This window comes from Streptomyces sp. NPDC052910 (genome assembly GCF_055585605.1).
In genome coordinates, this window is sequence record NZ_JBVJJR010000001.1 from 942403 (window position 1) to 957800 (window position 15398).

Annotated in this window: 12 protein-coding genes; 2 read left to right on the top strand and 10 right to left on the bottom strand. The window is 72.1% G+C overall.

Annotated elements, in window-relative coordinates:
• Positions 1–73 precede the first annotated feature (73 nt).
• The 10 genes from ACZ6X9_RS04025 to ACZ6X9_RS04070 form a co-directional block, all read right to left on the bottom strand.
• Positions 74–469, bottom strand: coding sequence for a cytidine deaminase (locus ACZ6X9_RS04025; RefSeq protein WP_469776312.1), 396 nt, complete (start codon positions 467–469; stop codon positions 74–76).
• Entirely contained in the window at positions 466–1758 is a 1293-nt protein-coding gene (locus ACZ6X9_RS04030; RefSeq protein ID WP_469776313.1) for an ABC transporter permease, read from the bottom strand. The genes ACZ6X9_RS04025 and ACZ6X9_RS04030 overlap by 4 nt, the downstream gene beginning before the upstream one ends.
• Positions 1755–2861, bottom strand: coding sequence for an ABC transporter permease (locus ACZ6X9_RS04035; protein WP_469776314.1), 1107 nt, complete (start codon positions 2859–2861; stop codon positions 1755–1757). Before ACZ6X9_RS04035 ends, ACZ6X9_RS04030 begins: the two co-directional genes overlap by 4 nt.
• On the bottom strand, positions 2858–4444 hold the full coding sequence (locus tag ACZ6X9_RS04040; RefSeq protein ID WP_469776315.1) for an ABC transporter ATP-binding protein: 1587 nt from the start codon (positions 4442–4444) through the stop codon (positions 2858–2860). The genes ACZ6X9_RS04035 and ACZ6X9_RS04040 overlap by 4 nt, the downstream gene beginning before the upstream one ends.
• 256 nt (positions 4445–4700) lie before the next feature.
• A complete protein-coding gene (locus tag ACZ6X9_RS04045) occupies positions 4701–5732 on the bottom strand; it encodes a BMP family lipoprotein (RefSeq protein ID WP_469776316.1) in 1032 nt (343 codons plus the stop codon).
• A 129-nt stretch (positions 5733–5861) separates the two neighbouring features.
• Entirely contained in the window at positions 5862–7148 is a 1287-nt protein-coding gene (locus ACZ6X9_RS04050) for an amidohydrolase (RefSeq protein ID WP_469776644.1), read from the bottom strand.
• A gap of 132 nt (positions 7149–7280) precedes the next feature.
• Positions 7281–8645: a hypothetical protein gene (locus ACZ6X9_RS04055; RefSeq protein WP_469776317.1), complete on the bottom strand. Its 1365-nt coding sequence runs from the start codon at positions 8643–8645 to the stop codon at positions 7281–7283.
• 12 nt (positions 8646–8657) lie between these two features.
• Complete coding sequence (locus ACZ6X9_RS04060) at positions 8658–9788, bottom strand: N-acetylneuraminate synthase family protein (protein ID WP_469776318.1); 1131 nt, start codon at positions 9786–9788, stop codon at positions 8658–8660.
• Positions 9789–10057: 269 nt separating this feature from the next.
• Positions 10058–11347, bottom strand: coding sequence for a cytidylyltransferase domain-containing protein (locus ACZ6X9_RS04065; RefSeq protein WP_469776645.1), 1290 nt, complete (start codon positions 11345–11347; stop codon positions 10058–10060).
• 92 nt (positions 11348–11439) lie between these two features.
• Entirely contained in the window at positions 11440–12768 is a 1329-nt protein-coding gene (locus ACZ6X9_RS04070) for a DUF6716 putative glycosyltransferase (RefSeq protein ID WP_469776319.1), read from the bottom strand.
• Between the two features lie 205 nt (positions 12769–12973).
• Here ACZ6X9_RS04070 and ACZ6X9_RS04075 point away from each other — a divergent pair, with 205 nt between their 5' ends.
• Both ACZ6X9_RS04075 and ACZ6X9_RS04080 read left to right on the top strand, forming a co-directional pair.
• Positions 12974–13960, top strand: a complete 987-nt coding sequence (locus ACZ6X9_RS04075; protein ID WP_469776320.1) for a glycosyltransferase family 2 protein — start codon at positions 12974–12976, stop codon at positions 13958–13960.
• Complete coding sequence (locus ACZ6X9_RS04080) at positions 13960–15312, top strand: polysialyltransferase family glycosyltransferase (RefSeq protein WP_469776321.1); 1353 nt, start codon at positions 13960–13962, stop codon at positions 15310–15312. Before ACZ6X9_RS04075 ends, ACZ6X9_RS04080 begins: the two co-directional genes overlap by 1 nt.
• Positions 15313–15398 lie beyond the last annotated feature (86 nt).

The window sequence follows — 15398 nt, forward strand, 5'->3', positions numbered from 1 at the left end:
TCAGGTCTTCCCGGGGCCGGAAAGTGACCCGGACGGGCTGACGTGTCGGCCCGTCCGGCGCTTGAGGACATCTTCATCGATCGAGGTCGGCGGGCCCAAACGCGTCCGGCAGGAGTTCGGCCAGCGGGCGGATCCCCGAGGCCGTGTCCACGGCGAGCTCCGGGCCGCCGTGCTCCCAGAGGAGCTGGCGGCAGCGGCCGCACGGCATCAGGACGTCGCCGTTGCGGTCGCAGCAGGTGAAGGCGGTGAGCTTGCCGCCGCCGGAGGAGACGAGGGCGGAGATCAGGCCGCACTCGGCGCACAGGGCGACGCCGTAGGCGGCGTTCTCCACGTTGCAGCCGGTGACCACGCGGCCGTCGTCGACGACGGCCGCGGCACCGACGGGGAAGCCGGAGTACGGGGCGTAGGCCCGGGACATGGCGTCCCGGGCCTCCGCGCGCAGCTCCTCCCAGATGACGGGAGAGGTCACTTTCCTTGACCCTTTCGGTAGGGCTTGCCGTCCGCCTTGGGCATCCGCAGCCGTTGCGAGAACAGCGACAGCACCAGCAGCGTGACGACGTACGGCGTGGCGTCCACGAACTCCAGCGGCACGGTGTCCGTCAGGGCGAACCAGACGAACAGCGCCACGGCGACGACCGCGGCGGCGACGGCCGCGCGGATCTTGCCGCCCTTGAAGCGCCAGGCCGCGAAGCCCACCAGCAGCACGGCGATCAGCAGCAGCAGCGCGTGGACGGTCGGGCCGCCGGAGCGCAACTGGAGGCTGTCCATGAAGCCGAACAGGCCGGCGCTCATGGCCACGCCGCCCGGCCGCCAGTTGCCGGAGATCATCGTGGCGAGACCGATGTAGCCGCGGCCGCCGGTCTGGCCGTCGGAGTACATGTGGGTGCCGATGGCGAGGAACGCGCCGCCGAGGCCGGCGAGGGCGCCGGAGACGACGACCGCCGCGTACTTGTACGTGTAGACGTTGACGCCGAGCGACTCGGCGGCCACCGGGCTCTCGCCGCAGGAGCGCAGGCGCAGACCGAAGGCCGAGCGCCACAACACGAAGAACGTGCCGACGAAGAGCAGCGCGGCGACGATCGTGAGCCAGGACACCTCGGAGACGAAGCCGCGCACGATGCCGGCCAGGTCCGAGATGAGGAACCAGTGGTGCTTCTCCACGTCGTGCAGCCAGTCGGCGAGCCCGGGGATGGAGAAGTCGCCCATGTTGCTCATGACGGGCGACTGCTTGTCGTTGCCGCCCGCCTGCTGGGCCGCGCTGCCCTCGGCGCCGAACCACAGCTTGGCGAAGTACTGGGTGATGCCCAGGGCCAGGATGTTCATGGCCACACCGGAGATGATGTGGTCCACGTTGAAGGTGACGGTGGCGACGGCGTGCAGCAGGCCGCCGAGCGCGCCGCCGACGACGCCGGCCGCGGCCGCGACCCAGGGGCCGTGCTGCCAGCCCATCCAGCCGGCCGAGAAGGCGCCCAGCATCATCATGCCCTCGAGGCCGATGTTGACGACGCCCGCCCGCTCGGACCAGAGGCCGCCGAGACCGGCGAGGCCGATCGGCACCGCGGCCGCGAGGGCCGAGCCGAACTGGCCGGAGCCGGTGAGGTCGTTGGCGCCGGTGATCGCGCGCAGCGCGGAGAGCAGGATCAGCGCGCCCGCCAGGCCCAGCATGATGACGGGGTAGGAGAGCTTCCGCTTCCCGCCGTCGCCCTTGTTCTTACCGCTCAGCCGGTCGGCGAGCCCGGAGGTGAAGGTGGTACTCACGCGGAAACCTCCGCCTTGTCGCTCTTGCGGGCCTGGGCGGCGAGCTCCTCGCCGACCTTGCGCTGCTGGGTCTTGAGGCCGTAGCGCCGCACGATCTCGTAGGCGATGACGACGCAGAGGACGATGACGCCCTGGATCACGCCGACGATCTCCTGGGCGTAGCCCTCGAACTCGAGCTGCGTGCCGGTGCGGTCCAGGAAGCCCCAGAGCAGGGCGCCGAGCGCCATGCCGACGGGGTGGTTGCGGCCGAGCAGGGCGATGGCGATACCGGTGAAGCCGATGCCCGTGGGGAAGTCGGTGCCGTAGTTGTACGAGACACCGAGCAGGGTCGGCATGCCGACGAGGCCGGCGACCGCGCCGGAGAGCAGCATCGAGGTGATGATCATGCGCTTGACGCTGACGCCGCTGGCCTGCGCGGCCGACTCGGACTGGCCGACGGTGCGCAGGTCGAAGCCGAAGCGGGTGCGGCCCAGGATGAACCAGTAGGCCAGGCCCGCGACGGCCGCCACGATCACGAAGCCGAAGATCGGCTTGGGCGTGGTCGGGATCTCGAAGAAGTGCGACGAGTCCGGCAGGTAGGGCGTGTGGATCAGGTTGCCCTCCTTCTTCGCCAGCCGACCGTCCTGGAGGAAGTAACCGATCACCGAGGCGCCGATGGCGTTCAGCATGATGGTGCTGATCACCTCGTTGACGCCGCGGGTGGTCTTCAGCAGACCCGCGATGCCCGCCCAGATGGCGCCGACCGCCATCGCCACGATGATGATGATCGGGATCTGGATGATGCCGGGCAGCGTGAGCGCGCCACCGACGACGGCGGCGAAGAAGGCCGCGATGCGGTACTGGCCGTCGACGCCGATGTTGAAGAGGTTCATCCGGAAGCCGATGGCGACGGCCAGCGCGGACAGGTAGTACGGGGTGGCCTTGTTGATGATCCAGACCTGGCTGTCGCTCTTCGAGCCGAAGTCGACCATCACCTGGTAGGCGTGGAACGGGTCCTTGCCGGTGGCCGCGATGATGATCGAGGTGATGGCCACGGCCGCCACGATCGCCAGCAGGGGCGCGGCGATCCCCAGGATGATCTTGTTCTTGTCGAACTTCTTCACTTGGAGTCGCCTCCTTCCGTACTGTCGCTGTCGTCGTTCGCTCCGCCGGCCGGGGCCGACGGCTCTTCGGGGGCTTCGAGATGCCCGGTCGCGGCGCCGGTCATGGCCGAGCCCAACTCCTCCGGGGTGATGGTGGCGGGGTCCGCGTCGGCGACCAGACGGCCGCGGAACATCACCCGCAGGGTGTCGGAGAGCCCGATGAGCTCGTCCAGGTCGGCGGAGATCAGCAGCACCGCGAGTCCCTCGCGGCGCGCCTCGCGGATCTGGTCCCAGATCTGCGCCTGCGCTCCGACGTCCACACCACGGGTGGGGTGGGCGGCGATGAGCAGCTTCGGCTTGTGGCTCATCTCGCGGCCGACGATCAGCTTCTGCTGGTTGCCGCCGGAGAGCGAGGCCGCGGTGACCTCGATGCCCGGCGTACGGACGTCGAACTCGCGGACGATGCGCTCCGTGTCGGCCCGGGCGGCCCTGTTGTCGAGGAGCGCGCCCTTGCTGTTGGGCTTCTCCGTGACGTGGCCGAGGATGCGGTTCTCCCACAGGGGGGCTTCCAGCAGCAGGCCGTGGCGGTGCCGGTCCTCGGGGATGTAGCCGATGCCGCCCTCACGCCGCTTGCGGGTCGGCGCGTGGGTGATCTCGGTGCCGTCGAGGGTGACGGTGCCGCTGTCCGGGTCGCGCATGCCCATGATGGCCTCGACCAGTTCGGCCTGGCCGTTGCCCTCCACGCCCGCGAGGCCGAGGACCTCGCCCTTGTGGATGGTGAAGCCGATGCCGTCGAGGACGGTACGGACCACGCCGTCGGAGTCGGTGGCCGACAGGTGCAGGCCCTCGACGGTGAGCATCGGCGTGTCGGTGACCGTGGACTCGCGGGTCTCCGGCGAGGGCAGTTCCTCGCCGACCATCAGCTCGGCGAGCTGCTTGGGCGTGGTCTCGCTGGGGATCGCGGTGCCGACGGTGGTGCCGCGGCGGATGACGGTGATGTCGTCCGCGACGGAGAGCACCTCGCCGAGCTTGTGGGAGATGAAGATGACCGTCAGGCCCTCGGACTTGAGCTCGCGCAGGTTGTCGAAGAGCGCGTCGACCTCCTGCGGGACCAGGACGGCGGTCGGCTCGTCGAGGATCAGCGTGCGGGCGCCCCGGTAGAGGACCTTGAGGATCTCCACGCGCTGGCGGTCGGCGACGCCGAGGTCCTCGACGAGGACGTCGGGGCGGACGCCGAGGCCGTACGCGTCGGAGATCTCCTTGATCTTCTTGCGGGCCTTGCCGCCGATGCCGTGGAGCTTCTCGGCGCCGAGGACGACGTTCTCCAGGACGGTCAGGTTGTCGGCGAGCATGAAGTGCTGGTGCACCATGCCGATGCCGCGCGCGATGGCGTCGGCCGGGCTGTGCAGGCTGACCTGCTCGCCGTCGAGGGTGATGGTGCCCTCGTCCGGCTTCTGCATGCCGTAGAGGATCTTCATCAGGGTGGACTTGCCGGCGCCGTTCTCGCCGCAGAGGGCGTGGACGGTGCCACGGCGGACCGTGAGGCAGATGTCGTGGTTGGCCACGACGCCGGGGAACCGCTTGGTGATGCCTTGCAGTTCCACGGCAGGGGCGGTGCCGCTGCTGGACTCTTTGCTGGACGCTTTGATGGCGCACTCTCCTCGGGGAAAGGGAGCGGGGGTGACACCGGGCTGTCCACCGGGTGGGGGCGCGGTGGAGATCTCCGGACGGGCGGGGGTGACGCTACACGCGGCAACAGGACGCTACGCGCGTAGCGTTGGCGCGTATGTGCGGGCCCGGCGAGGGTGTTCCCCCGCCGGGCCCGGTCAGCCGGGGCGGCCGGCCGGAGCCGGCCGTGGCTTACGGCTTGTCCTTGACCTTGACCTGACCGTCCGCGATCTTCTTCTTCGCGGCCTCGATCTTGTCCTTGATGTCGTCGATGAAGCCGCCCGAGGTCACCAGCGAGACGCCGCCGTCCTTGAGCAGGTAGGTCTTGGGGCCGGTGATCGGCTTACCGTCCTTGACGCTCTTGACCAGGTCGAAGACGGCCACGTCCACGTTCTTCACCACGGAGGTGAGGATGTGGTCCTTGTACTTGGCCAGGCCCGGGAGCTGGTACTGGTCGGAGTCGACGCCGATCGCCCAGGTGTCCTTGCGGTCCGCGACGGCCTCGATGGAGCCGTTGCCGGAGAGGCCGGCCGCGGTGTAGATGACGTCGATGCCCGAGTCGAGCATGCCCTTGGCCTTGTCCTTGGCCGCGGCCGGGTCGTTGAAGCCCTTGTCGTTGTTCGGGTACAGGTACTGCGAGGTGACCTGCGCCTTGGGGTCGGTCTCCTTGACGCCCTGCTCGAAGCCCGCCTGGAACTTCTGGATGAGGGCGTTGTTGACACCGCCGATGAAGCCGACCTTGTGGGTCTTGGACTTCAGGGCGGCGGCAACGCCGGCGAGGTAGGAGCCCTCGTGCTCACCGAAGGTGATGCTCTCGACATTCTTGCCCTGGGCAACCGAGTCCACCACGGCGAAGGTGGTGTCGGGGTGATCCTTGGCGACCTTCTCGATCGACTTCTGGTAGTTGAAGCCGACGCCGATGACGGGGTTGTACCCGGCCTCGGCCAGCGAGTTCAGCCGCTGCTCGCGCTCGGCCTCCGTCTCGCCGTTCTTGGCCGTCATCAGGCGGGACTTGACGCCCAGCTCCTTCTCGGCCTTGTCGGCACCGCGGGCGGCGGACTCGTTGAAGGAGTGGTCGTCACGGCCGCCGACGTCGAAGGCGAGACCGAGACCCTTGTCCTTCTTGTCGCCCGACTCGGTCGAGGACTCGCCACAGGCGGTGAGGGTGAATGCGAGAGCCGCGGTGGCAATGCCCGCGACAGTGATCGTGGATACCCGGCGCACGAGGGCCCCTTCACTCGAAGCGCCTCCATTGGCGCTGGTTCGAGGGGATCGTAACGCGCGTAGATGGCCTGAAAAGGGCTAGTCCCAAGCCGTTATCGGATCGTCGCGTACCGAACCCGACCGCCAAACCTACATTTGGTTGCGATCGAGCAAAGCGGCGGCCGTGAACAGCTCCACTCCCACCTGAATGGCCCCCTCGTCCACGTCGAAGTCCCCGCGGTGCAGATCGCGGCGTGTCGTGTCGCCCACCGGGCGGACGCCCAGCCGGGCCATCGCCCCGGGCACCCGCTCCAGGTACCAGGAGAAGTCCTCCCCGCCGAGGCTCTGCTCGGTGTCCTCCACCGCCTCGGCCCCGCGCCGCGCGGCCATGGCCCGGCCCAGCAGCCCGGCGATCTCCCCGTCGTTGACCACCGGGGGGACGCCCCGGACATAGGTGATCTGCGACTTGGCGCGGTGCATCGTGGCCACCTCGTCCACGGCGGCGTGCACCAGGTCGGGGGCGTCCCGCCAGGCCTCGATGTCCAGGCAGCGGACGGTCCCGGACAGCTCGGCGCGCTCCGGGATGACGTTGGCCGCGTGCCCGGCCTCCAGCCGCCCCCAGGTGACGGCGAGGCCCGACCGGGTGTCGATCCGGCGGGCGAGCAGGGCCGGCACCTCGGTGGCCACCTTGGCCGCGGCGGTCACCAGGTCCGTCGTCAGGTGGGGACGGGCCGTGTGGCCGCCGGGGCCGTCGAGCGCGACCTCCAGCTTGTCGCAGGCGGAGGTGATGGGCCCGGTCCGCAGCCCGATCCGGCCCACCTCGACCTTGGGGTCGCAGTGCACCGCCACGATCCGGCCGACGCCCTCCAGCGCGCCGCTCTCGATCGCGTCGAGGGCACCGCCGGGGAGCACCTCCTCGGAGGGCTGGAAGATCAGCCGGACGGGGTGCGGCAGCAGCCCCTCCTCGGCCAGCGCGGCGAGGACCAGACCGGTGCCGAGGACGACGGTGGTGTGCACGTCGTGCCCGCAGGCGTGGGCCGCGCCCGGGACGGTGGACCGGTAGGGGACCTGCTTGGTGTCGGGGATCGGGAGCGCGTCGAGATCCGCCCGGAAGGCCAGCACCGGCCGGCGCGTGGCGCCCGGCCGGGACCGCCCGATGTCGCAGATCAGCCCGGTGCCGGAGTCCAGCGTCCGGGGACGGAGCCCGGCCTTCTCCAGTCTGGCCCTGACCGCCGCGGTGGTACGGAACTCGCGGTGACCCAGCTCGGGGTGCATGTGCAAGTCACGGCGGAAGGCGATGAGTTCGGCCCGCAGGCCGGCCGGAAGGCGGCCGGGCAGCGCTCCGGCCGGGCCTCCGGTCGGGTCACCGGTCACGTCGCCGGTCGGGTCGCCTTCGGGGTCGTCGACAGAAGTTTCGGGTGCGGCTTCGCAGGGCATCAGGTGATTCACCCTTTGAAGAGTAGAGCCCTGCACGGGGCAACTGCCCTCCGATCATGAAAAGTTCAGCCGCATGGATGGGTCGGGAGGGGGGTATGACCCGTATTTACGGCGTACCTTTGCGAGACACCGTCAGGTGGTACTGGCGTGGGCCGACATCCGGGGTAGGCGGCGCACATCGCGGGCGCTGCCCGTGACGCGGGAGAGGAAGCCCTCGGCGCGGGGCGAGGCGTGGGCCGTGAGCCAGCCGGGGTCGATGTCGCAGACGGCCACGGTCACCCCGGTCCCGGCGAGCGCGAGCGGCAGCGTGTGCACGACGGTGGACGGGAAGCTGAGCACCGTACGCCCTATGGGCCCGCGCCGGGCCGTCAGTTCCAGGGGCAGATCGGGCCGGACGACCTCCAGGCCGAGCCGCCCCGCTATGAGGCGCAGCTTGTCGGTGTCCTCGCGGCGGTGCGCGAAGTAGCGGGTGGCACCGTGTGCCCCGGCCAGCGCCGCGACGGCCTCCAGGTAGCGCTCCGCCTCCACGACCCCCGTCTCGACCAGGGAGGTTCCGACGAGGTCCGTGCTCCGGGTGAGGCGCGGCGGGCCGAACGCCGCGCGGGTCCAGGCGAAGGTGTTCGCCGTGACGGAGACCCCCGGGGGCGGTTCGACCGGCATCGAGGTGAACAGCTCCACACTTCGGCGGTTGTTCGGGGTGAGCATCCGGCGCGCCGAAGCGGACACCGGCGCGAAAACGATGTCACGCGCTCCCCACCCACCGCGCCCGCCCCGATGGCGGTGCCACCGTACGAACCGTTCCCCGCGCGCGAGTTGGCCGACGAACTCCATGGTGGCCGTCCCGTCGTCCACCACCACCAGTTCCCGGGCCCGGGTGAGGGTGAGCAGCAGTTGCACGTAGCGCGAGAACGGGTCGCCGATGACGATGCGGCGGGCGGCGCGCAGCGGCCCGGCCAGCCCCCCGACGGTCTGCACCGGCGCCCCGGCCCCACCGCGCGCCTCCTCCCAGCGCAGCCGGTACCCCTGCTCGCGGGCCAGCTCGGCCATCCGGCGGAGCTGGCCGCGGGTCATGGGGTCGTGGGGGGCGAGGACGACGATGACGGTGTCGTCGGTCGCGCGGGAGCTGCCGCGGGTGGGGGTGCCGGTGCCGTCGTCGGTGGTGCCGCCGACGCCGTCGCCGGTGGTGGCGCCGGTGGTGGCGCCCGGGAGCGGGCGGTGGTCCGCGGTGTGGCGGTCGGTCTGGCGGGGGACGCCGGCGCGCAGCGGGGCGGGCGCGGGGAGCGGTGAGGGCGAGAGGGGGGCCGGAGGCACGGGCGGCACCGGAGGCGTGGGGGCAGCACCTGTGCGGGCGTGTGCCCACTCCAGGACGTTGAGGAGCTGGACCGGGCTTTCCACGAAGGCCAGGGTCCCGGCCGGGCCGGGGTCCGGTGCGGCGGCGGGGTCCCCGGGCCGCCGGGGGTCCCGCGGGTCCACCGGGCCGTCGGCGGGTTCGGTCATCGGATGCGCCCGTCAGACCGCGGCCGGTGCGCGGTCACCGGTCGCGGCGGTCGCGGCGGCCGCGGCGGCCCCGGATGTCCGGTCGCTTCCGTCGGTCCGGTCGCCTCCGCGGGATCCGTCGGTCCCACCGGTCCCGTCGGTCCCGTCAGCGTCGGCCCGGTCCGTCCGGTCCGTTCGGTCGGCCCGTTCCCCCGCCTCGGCGACGACGCCCGGTACCCGGCGGAGCTTGCGCATCGGGGCCAGTTCGCTGTCGTACACCCGCTTGACCCCGTCCCCCAGGGACTCCTCGACCACCCGGATGTCGCGCACCAGCCGCTGCAGACCGCCGGGTTCGACGGAGGCGGCCTGGTCGGAGCCCCACATGGCGCGGTCGAGGGTGATGTGCCGCTCGACGAAGGCGGCGCCGAGGGCGACGGCCGCCAGGGTGGTCTGGAGACCGGTCTCGTGGCCCGAGTAGCCGATGGGGACGTTGGGGTACTCGGCCTGGAGCGTGTGGATGACGCGCAGGTTGAGCTCGGCGGCCCGGGCCGGGTAGGTGGAAGTGGTGTGGCAGAGCACGATGTTCTCGCTGCCCAGTACCTCGACGGCGTGCCGGATCTGCTGGGGTGTGGACATGCCGGTGGACAGCACGATCGTGCGGCCGGTGGCGCGCAGGGTGCGCAGGAGCTCGTCGTCGGTGAGCGAGGCGGAGGCGACCTTGTGGGCCGGGAGGTCGAACTTCTCCAGGAAGGCGACGGACTCGACGTCCCACGGCGAGGCGAACCAGGCGATGCCGCGGGCGCGGCAGTGCTCGTCGATCCTGCGGTATTCGTCTTCCCCGAACTCCACCCGGTGGCGGTAGTCGATGTACGTCATTCGGCCCCAGGGGGTGTCCCGTTCGAGTGCCCATTGACTGCGCGGAGTGCAGACCTCCGGGGTCCGCTTCTGGAACTTGACCGCGTCACAGCCCGCGTCCGCCGCGGCATCGACGAGGGCGAGTGCGGTACCGAGGTCACCGTTGTGGTTGATCCCGATTTCACCGGTGATGTACACGGGGTGTCCGGGGCCCACCGGGCGGTCGCCGAGGTGACGGGTGCGGGTGCCGGCAGCGGCCGCGGGGAGACCGGAGGCGGCGGAGGGACCGGCGAGGTTCACGGGTGTCATGGGAATGCGGTTCCTTCGTGTGGGGACGGTGGAGCGGGGGTGTGGAGCCCGGCGAGCGGTGCGAGGCGGGGCCCGGAGGCTCGGAGGAGAGCCAGGGGAAGCCGGGCGGAGTGGCGGGGGGGGGATGGTGCGTCTCGGGTACTCGACGGGGTTCGGCAGACGTTGGGTGTGCGGCGTGGGATTGCGGGGTGTGGGGTGTGGGGTGCGAGATGTGAGGCGTGGGATGCGAGACGTGAGGTCTGGGGTGCGAGGGTCCGCAGCGTGGGGTGTCAGAGCTCAGGGCCCAGAATCCGTCCGGCGATCTCGCGGACCGCGCCCGCGCCGCCGGGCTTGCGGGTCACGGCCCGGGCCGCGGCGCGTACGGCGGGGTGGGCGTCCGCGACGGCCACGGGCCAGCCGACGAGCCGGAGGCAGGGCAGGTCGTTGACGTCGTTCCCGGCGTAGAGCACGCGCTCCGGATCGATGCCGTGTTCGGCGCACCACTCCTTGAGCGCGGCGTCCTTGTGGTCGGTGCCGTGCACCACCGGCACCCGCAGCTTGCGGGCGCGGGCGGCGACGACGCCGTTGACCTCGGTGGACAGGATCAGCACCGCCAGCCCGGCGCGGCGCAGCGCGGCGACCCCGAGACCGTCGCCGCGATGCACGGCGACGAACTCGTGCCCCTCGGCGTTCACCAGGACCCGGTCGTCGGTCTGCGTCCCGTCGAAGTCGAGGACGACGGCGTCGATGTCGTCACGCCCGGGGAAGCCGTGCGGGAAGGCGTCCGGCATGCCGACCGGTGTGCCGTCGGCCGGCCGCGCGGCGGGGGAATCCATGGCGGGCGCGTCGGCGTCCAGGAGAGGTGCGAGGGCGCGGGCGCGCGCCAGGTCGGCGGGGTCGTCCACTTCCAGGACCCGCGCGGGGTCGGTACGGACGGGCTCGACACGTCCGAAGAAGCGGTGCCGCGCGGCGCGGAACCCGTCGGCCCGCATGGCGTAGGCGGCTCCGGTCTCCAGCAGATCCCGGGGGCGGTCCTGCCTGCGGGGGCGGTGGGACGCGTCGTGGTTGACGCCCCGGGCGCCGGTGGGCGGGGGCGCGGTGGCGGTACGGCCGGGGTCCGCCGGGGGAAGCGCTTCATCCCCCTCCCGCCACAGAAAGCCGTGAAAAGGCGCCACGGTCAGCGCACAGTCCGCCTCCCCCCGATGCACCGCCGCGGCGACGCCGTCGATCTCCTCGGCGGTGACGAAGGGGCTGGTGCACTGCACGAGGAGGACGGTGTCGACCGCCCGCCCCGACGCCGACTCGTACGCGTCCAGGGCGTGCAGCACCGCCGCCTCGCTGGTCGCCGTGTCCCCGGCGAGTTCCGCGGGCCGCTCGACGACTTCCGCGCCGGCCGCGCGGGCCGCGGCGGCGACGGCGGGGTCGTCGGTCGAGACGACGACGTCGGTGACGAGGGTGGCCGCCCGGCAGGCACGCACCGCGCGGGCGACGAGCGGTATCCCGCCGACGGGCGCCAGGTTCTTGCCCGGCACGCCTTTGGATCCGCCGCGGGCGGGGACGACGGCGAGGACGGAGGGCATCAAGGACTCCTCGGGCTCGGGTGCTCCGGCCGCGCCGTCCGGCGCGGGGCGGCGGGGGTGCGGGGTGCGGTGGCGGGCGTCGGTCGCCGGGCTCACAGCTCCCCCATCCGCCGAATGACGGGTGCCACCCGCTGCACGCCGTGCCGGTACGCCCCGCGGGCGGCACCGCGCAGGACCCCGCGCCCGGCGCGGCGCAGGGCGCCCCCGCCGGGCGGGGGTGACGCGCGGCCGGGCAGCGGACGCCCGTGGGGGTCGAATCCGTGGCGGGCGAGGACGGCGGGCAGGTAGCCGGGGGCCGTTTCGGGTGTGTAGTACGGGCTGAGGGGCGGCAGTCGGTCACGGGCGACGAGGTCCGCGACCCGCCGCCGCGCCGCGTCGAACGCCCGCTCGTACGGCTGCTCGGCGGCCACGCCCTGCCGGGCCGACCACGCGGGCTCGGGCTTCGGCAGCCGTCCGGCGTCGAGCTGGTCCCAGGAGACGAGGCAGCCGGAGCCGAGGAAGTGGTGGTTGCCGAGCTGTTCGCGGATGCCGAGGTCGGTGAGGACGGCCGTGGGGACGGACCGGTGCAGGGCTTCCAGGGCGGCGGTCGAGCTGACGGTGACCAGCAGGTCGGTGCGGTCCAGGACCGCGCCCATGTTGCCGTACACCAGGCGGCAGTTGACGGGGAGGCCGCCGGGGAGCCGGCCGACGAGCTTCTGGTACGGGTGTTCCTCGATGTGTGTCGTGTGCTCACCGGGTTTGCTGCGCAGCTTGATCAGCACCTCGCGGTCCGGATGCGCCCGGGCGTGTCCGGCGGCCCGCCGCAACAGGTACAGCCGGTCCGCTCGACTCTCCGGTACGGACGGTTGCGCGGCGAACGTGACGGTGTACGGCCGCATTTCGCGGGGCGCGGGCTCGTACGGGCGCCCTCCGAGGAACGGCAGGGCGCACTCCGTGACGCCGTCCACCGGGGCGCCGACCCCCTCGTACACCGCGCGGAAACGGTCCGCGTCGTGCCGGGAGTTGGCGAGCACGACATCGGCCCCGTGCCGCAACAGCAGGCCGTCGGCGAGCTTCTCGTAGACGACGCCGACGTAGCCGGTCACGACCACCGGGCGGCGTCCGGCGTCGGACCAGGCCCGGGCGAGCGCGTGCAGCATCGCCTGGACCGCGCCGCCGACGCAGGCGAGGAGGACGACGTCGTACGGGGGCCGGCCGGCCGCGCCCGCGAACTCGACCGCCGTCACCTCCCGCAACGCGTCGGCCCGCACTCCGACTTCGGTGAGCTGGCGGGAGGTGGGGGTGGCCCGGCCGCGCAGCAGGAAGCCGTCCAGGCGGGCGCCGGGCGCGAGCCGGTGCGCGGTGAGCGCTCCCCATTTCCACCGGGTGTCGGAGTCCGCGAGTACGGCGACGCGGGGCGGGGATTCGGTACATGAGGTCATCAAGGGCGCTGCGGGCACGGCACCGACGATAGGAATCGATCCGGTTTGGCTGACCAACGCGGGTTCAACACTCGGTTAACAGCGCGCCGCCATGCGGCGAAGCGGCCGGCACGCGCGTCCGGTTCATCATTCCGCCGCACTTCGTTCATCTTCGCTTACAGCACCGGAAAGAACGAATGCCGGGGCGTCACCTACCGTGACGCGAGTGGTCAAGCTCTCCGTCATCGTGCCGTTCTTCAATGTGCAGACCTACGCCTCGGACACCCTGCGCAGCCTGAATGCGAACACCCGCGACGATTTCGAATTCATTTTCGTCGACGATTGTTCGACCGACGGCACACCCGCGCTTCTGGAACGGGCCCGGGAGGATATCCCCGGGGTGGTGCTGAAGCGCCACCACAAGAACGGCGGCCTGGCCACCGCCCGCAACACCGGGCTGGACGCGGCCCAGGGCGAATATGTGACCTTCCTGGACGGCGACGACTGGCTCGCACCCGGCCATTACGAACGGTTGGTGCAGGTCATCGAGGATCTGGGGGTGGACTTCGTCCGCACCGACCATGTGCAGTGCACCGGCCGGAACCGCAGCCTCCACCGCGTCCCCGACGGCCGGCGCGGCGTCGTCCTCGACCCACGCGACGCGATACTCCCCGCCGACCGCTCGACCTCCGTCGACTACCCGTACGCCTGGGCCGGCATCTACCACCGACGGCTGCTGGACGACGGACTTCTGCATTTCCGGCACGGACTGCGCACCGCCGAGGACCGGCCCTGGATCTGGCGGCTGCACCGGGAGGCCCGGAGTTTCGCGATAGCCGGGCTGCTCGGCGTCTTCTACCGCCGGGGAGTGGCCTCGTCCCTCACGCAGATCGGTGATGTCCGGCAGTTGGATTTCCTGCGCGCATTCGACCAGGTGATCGAGGAAACCCGGCGGGACCGGGACGCCGACGCGCTGCTGCCGAAAGCCGTGCGCACCTATTGCGCGATCATTTCCCACCACCTCGGTTCCATCGAACGCTTCGAACCGGATGTCGCCCGCGCCCTGCGGTCGATGAGTGCCGCCGCGATGAAACGGATGCCCCCGGCCTTGCTGAACGACGCCCTGAACGCGATGGACGCCGACCGGGCGGCCCGGCTGCGCAGGCTGCGCCGCCGGCCCGTGCCCGCGCCCCGGACGGGGGTGCCCGCCTGATGCCCGGGCATCCGCGCACCGTCCAGGTCTTCCTGGCCTCCACCCTCTACGGCGCCGCGACCCTCGCCGCCGCCCTCGACGCCGGCCTGTTCGCCGCGGCCGGCCGTCGGCTGCTGCTCGTCACCAACAACGCCGCCGTCCCCGAGACCACCCCCGGACCCGACCTGGCCCCCGGCTTCGACCGGCTCCGCACCCGCTTCGACGACGTCGTCTCCTGGAACGACGTCATCAGCCCGCTGCACCCCGGCGGCTGGTCGCCGCGCCCCGACGACGTCCCGTTGTGGGAGCGGCACTTGAGGCTGCTGTGGGACCTGGGGACGGACGACGTGTCGCTCGTCCTCGAATCCCTCCAGGTCGACCCCGCCCTCGCGGTCGCCCGGATCTTCCCCGACGCCCCGCTGGACGTCTACGCGGACGGGCTGATGAGCTACGGCCCGACGCGCAGCAGGCTCGATCCGCTGGTCGGCACGCGGGTCCGCCGGCTGCTCCACCTGGACCTCGTACCGGGCCTGCGGCCCTTGCTGCTCCGGGAGTTCGGGGTCCGCCCGGAGATCGTCCCCGGCGAGGTCTTCACCAAGGTGCTGGCCGAGTTGGCGGACGCCACCCCGCCGCCGCCCGCCCCGGAGGGTGCCGCGCTGCTGCTCGGCCAGTACCTCTCGGCGCTGGGGATTCTCACGCCCGAGGAAGAGGAACGGCTGCACGTCCGCATGCTGCGGGGCGTGGCCGGGCGCGGCCACCGGGACGTCGTGTTCAAGCCGCACCCGACGGCCCCGGCCCGCTGGTCGCGGCTGCTGGAGGAGGAGGCCGGCCGGCTCGGGGTCCGGCTCACCGTGCTGGACGCCACCGCCCTGGCGGAGGTGGTGTTCCAGCGGCTGCGGCCCGCCCTGGTGGCCGGCTGCTTCTCGACCGCGCTGGTCACGGCGGGTGTCTTCTACGGCATCCCGGCCGCCCGCACCGGCACGGACCTGCTGCTCGACCGCCTCACGCCGTACGAGAACGGCAACCGGGCGCCGGTGACGATCGTCGACGCGCTGCTGCCCGCGCTGGAGCAGGCGGCCGGCGACGCGGTGCCACCGGACGCGTCCGAGCTGAACGGCCTGCTGGCGGCGGTGGGTTACGCGATGCAGCCGCGCGTCAACCCCGACCTGCGACCGGTCGCCGAGCGCTACCTGGCACAGCGCCTGGACGCCCGCACCCGCCGCTACTTCAAACGCCGCCGCCTCACGGCCCTGGGCCTCCCGGGCGCTCTTCCTTCGCGCCTCGCCTTCCTCCCGCGGAACCCTGCGGTCCGCCGGCTGGCGCGCCGGGCGCGGGTGGTGCAGCGGCGGCTGCGCGGGAAGGGGCGCAAGTGAGCCGGCCAGGAGTGGAGCCCCAGCCCCTCCCCCAGAGGGGGCACCCCCACTTCGCCGCTTCTCGCTGGGGCAAGCCCCCGCACCCC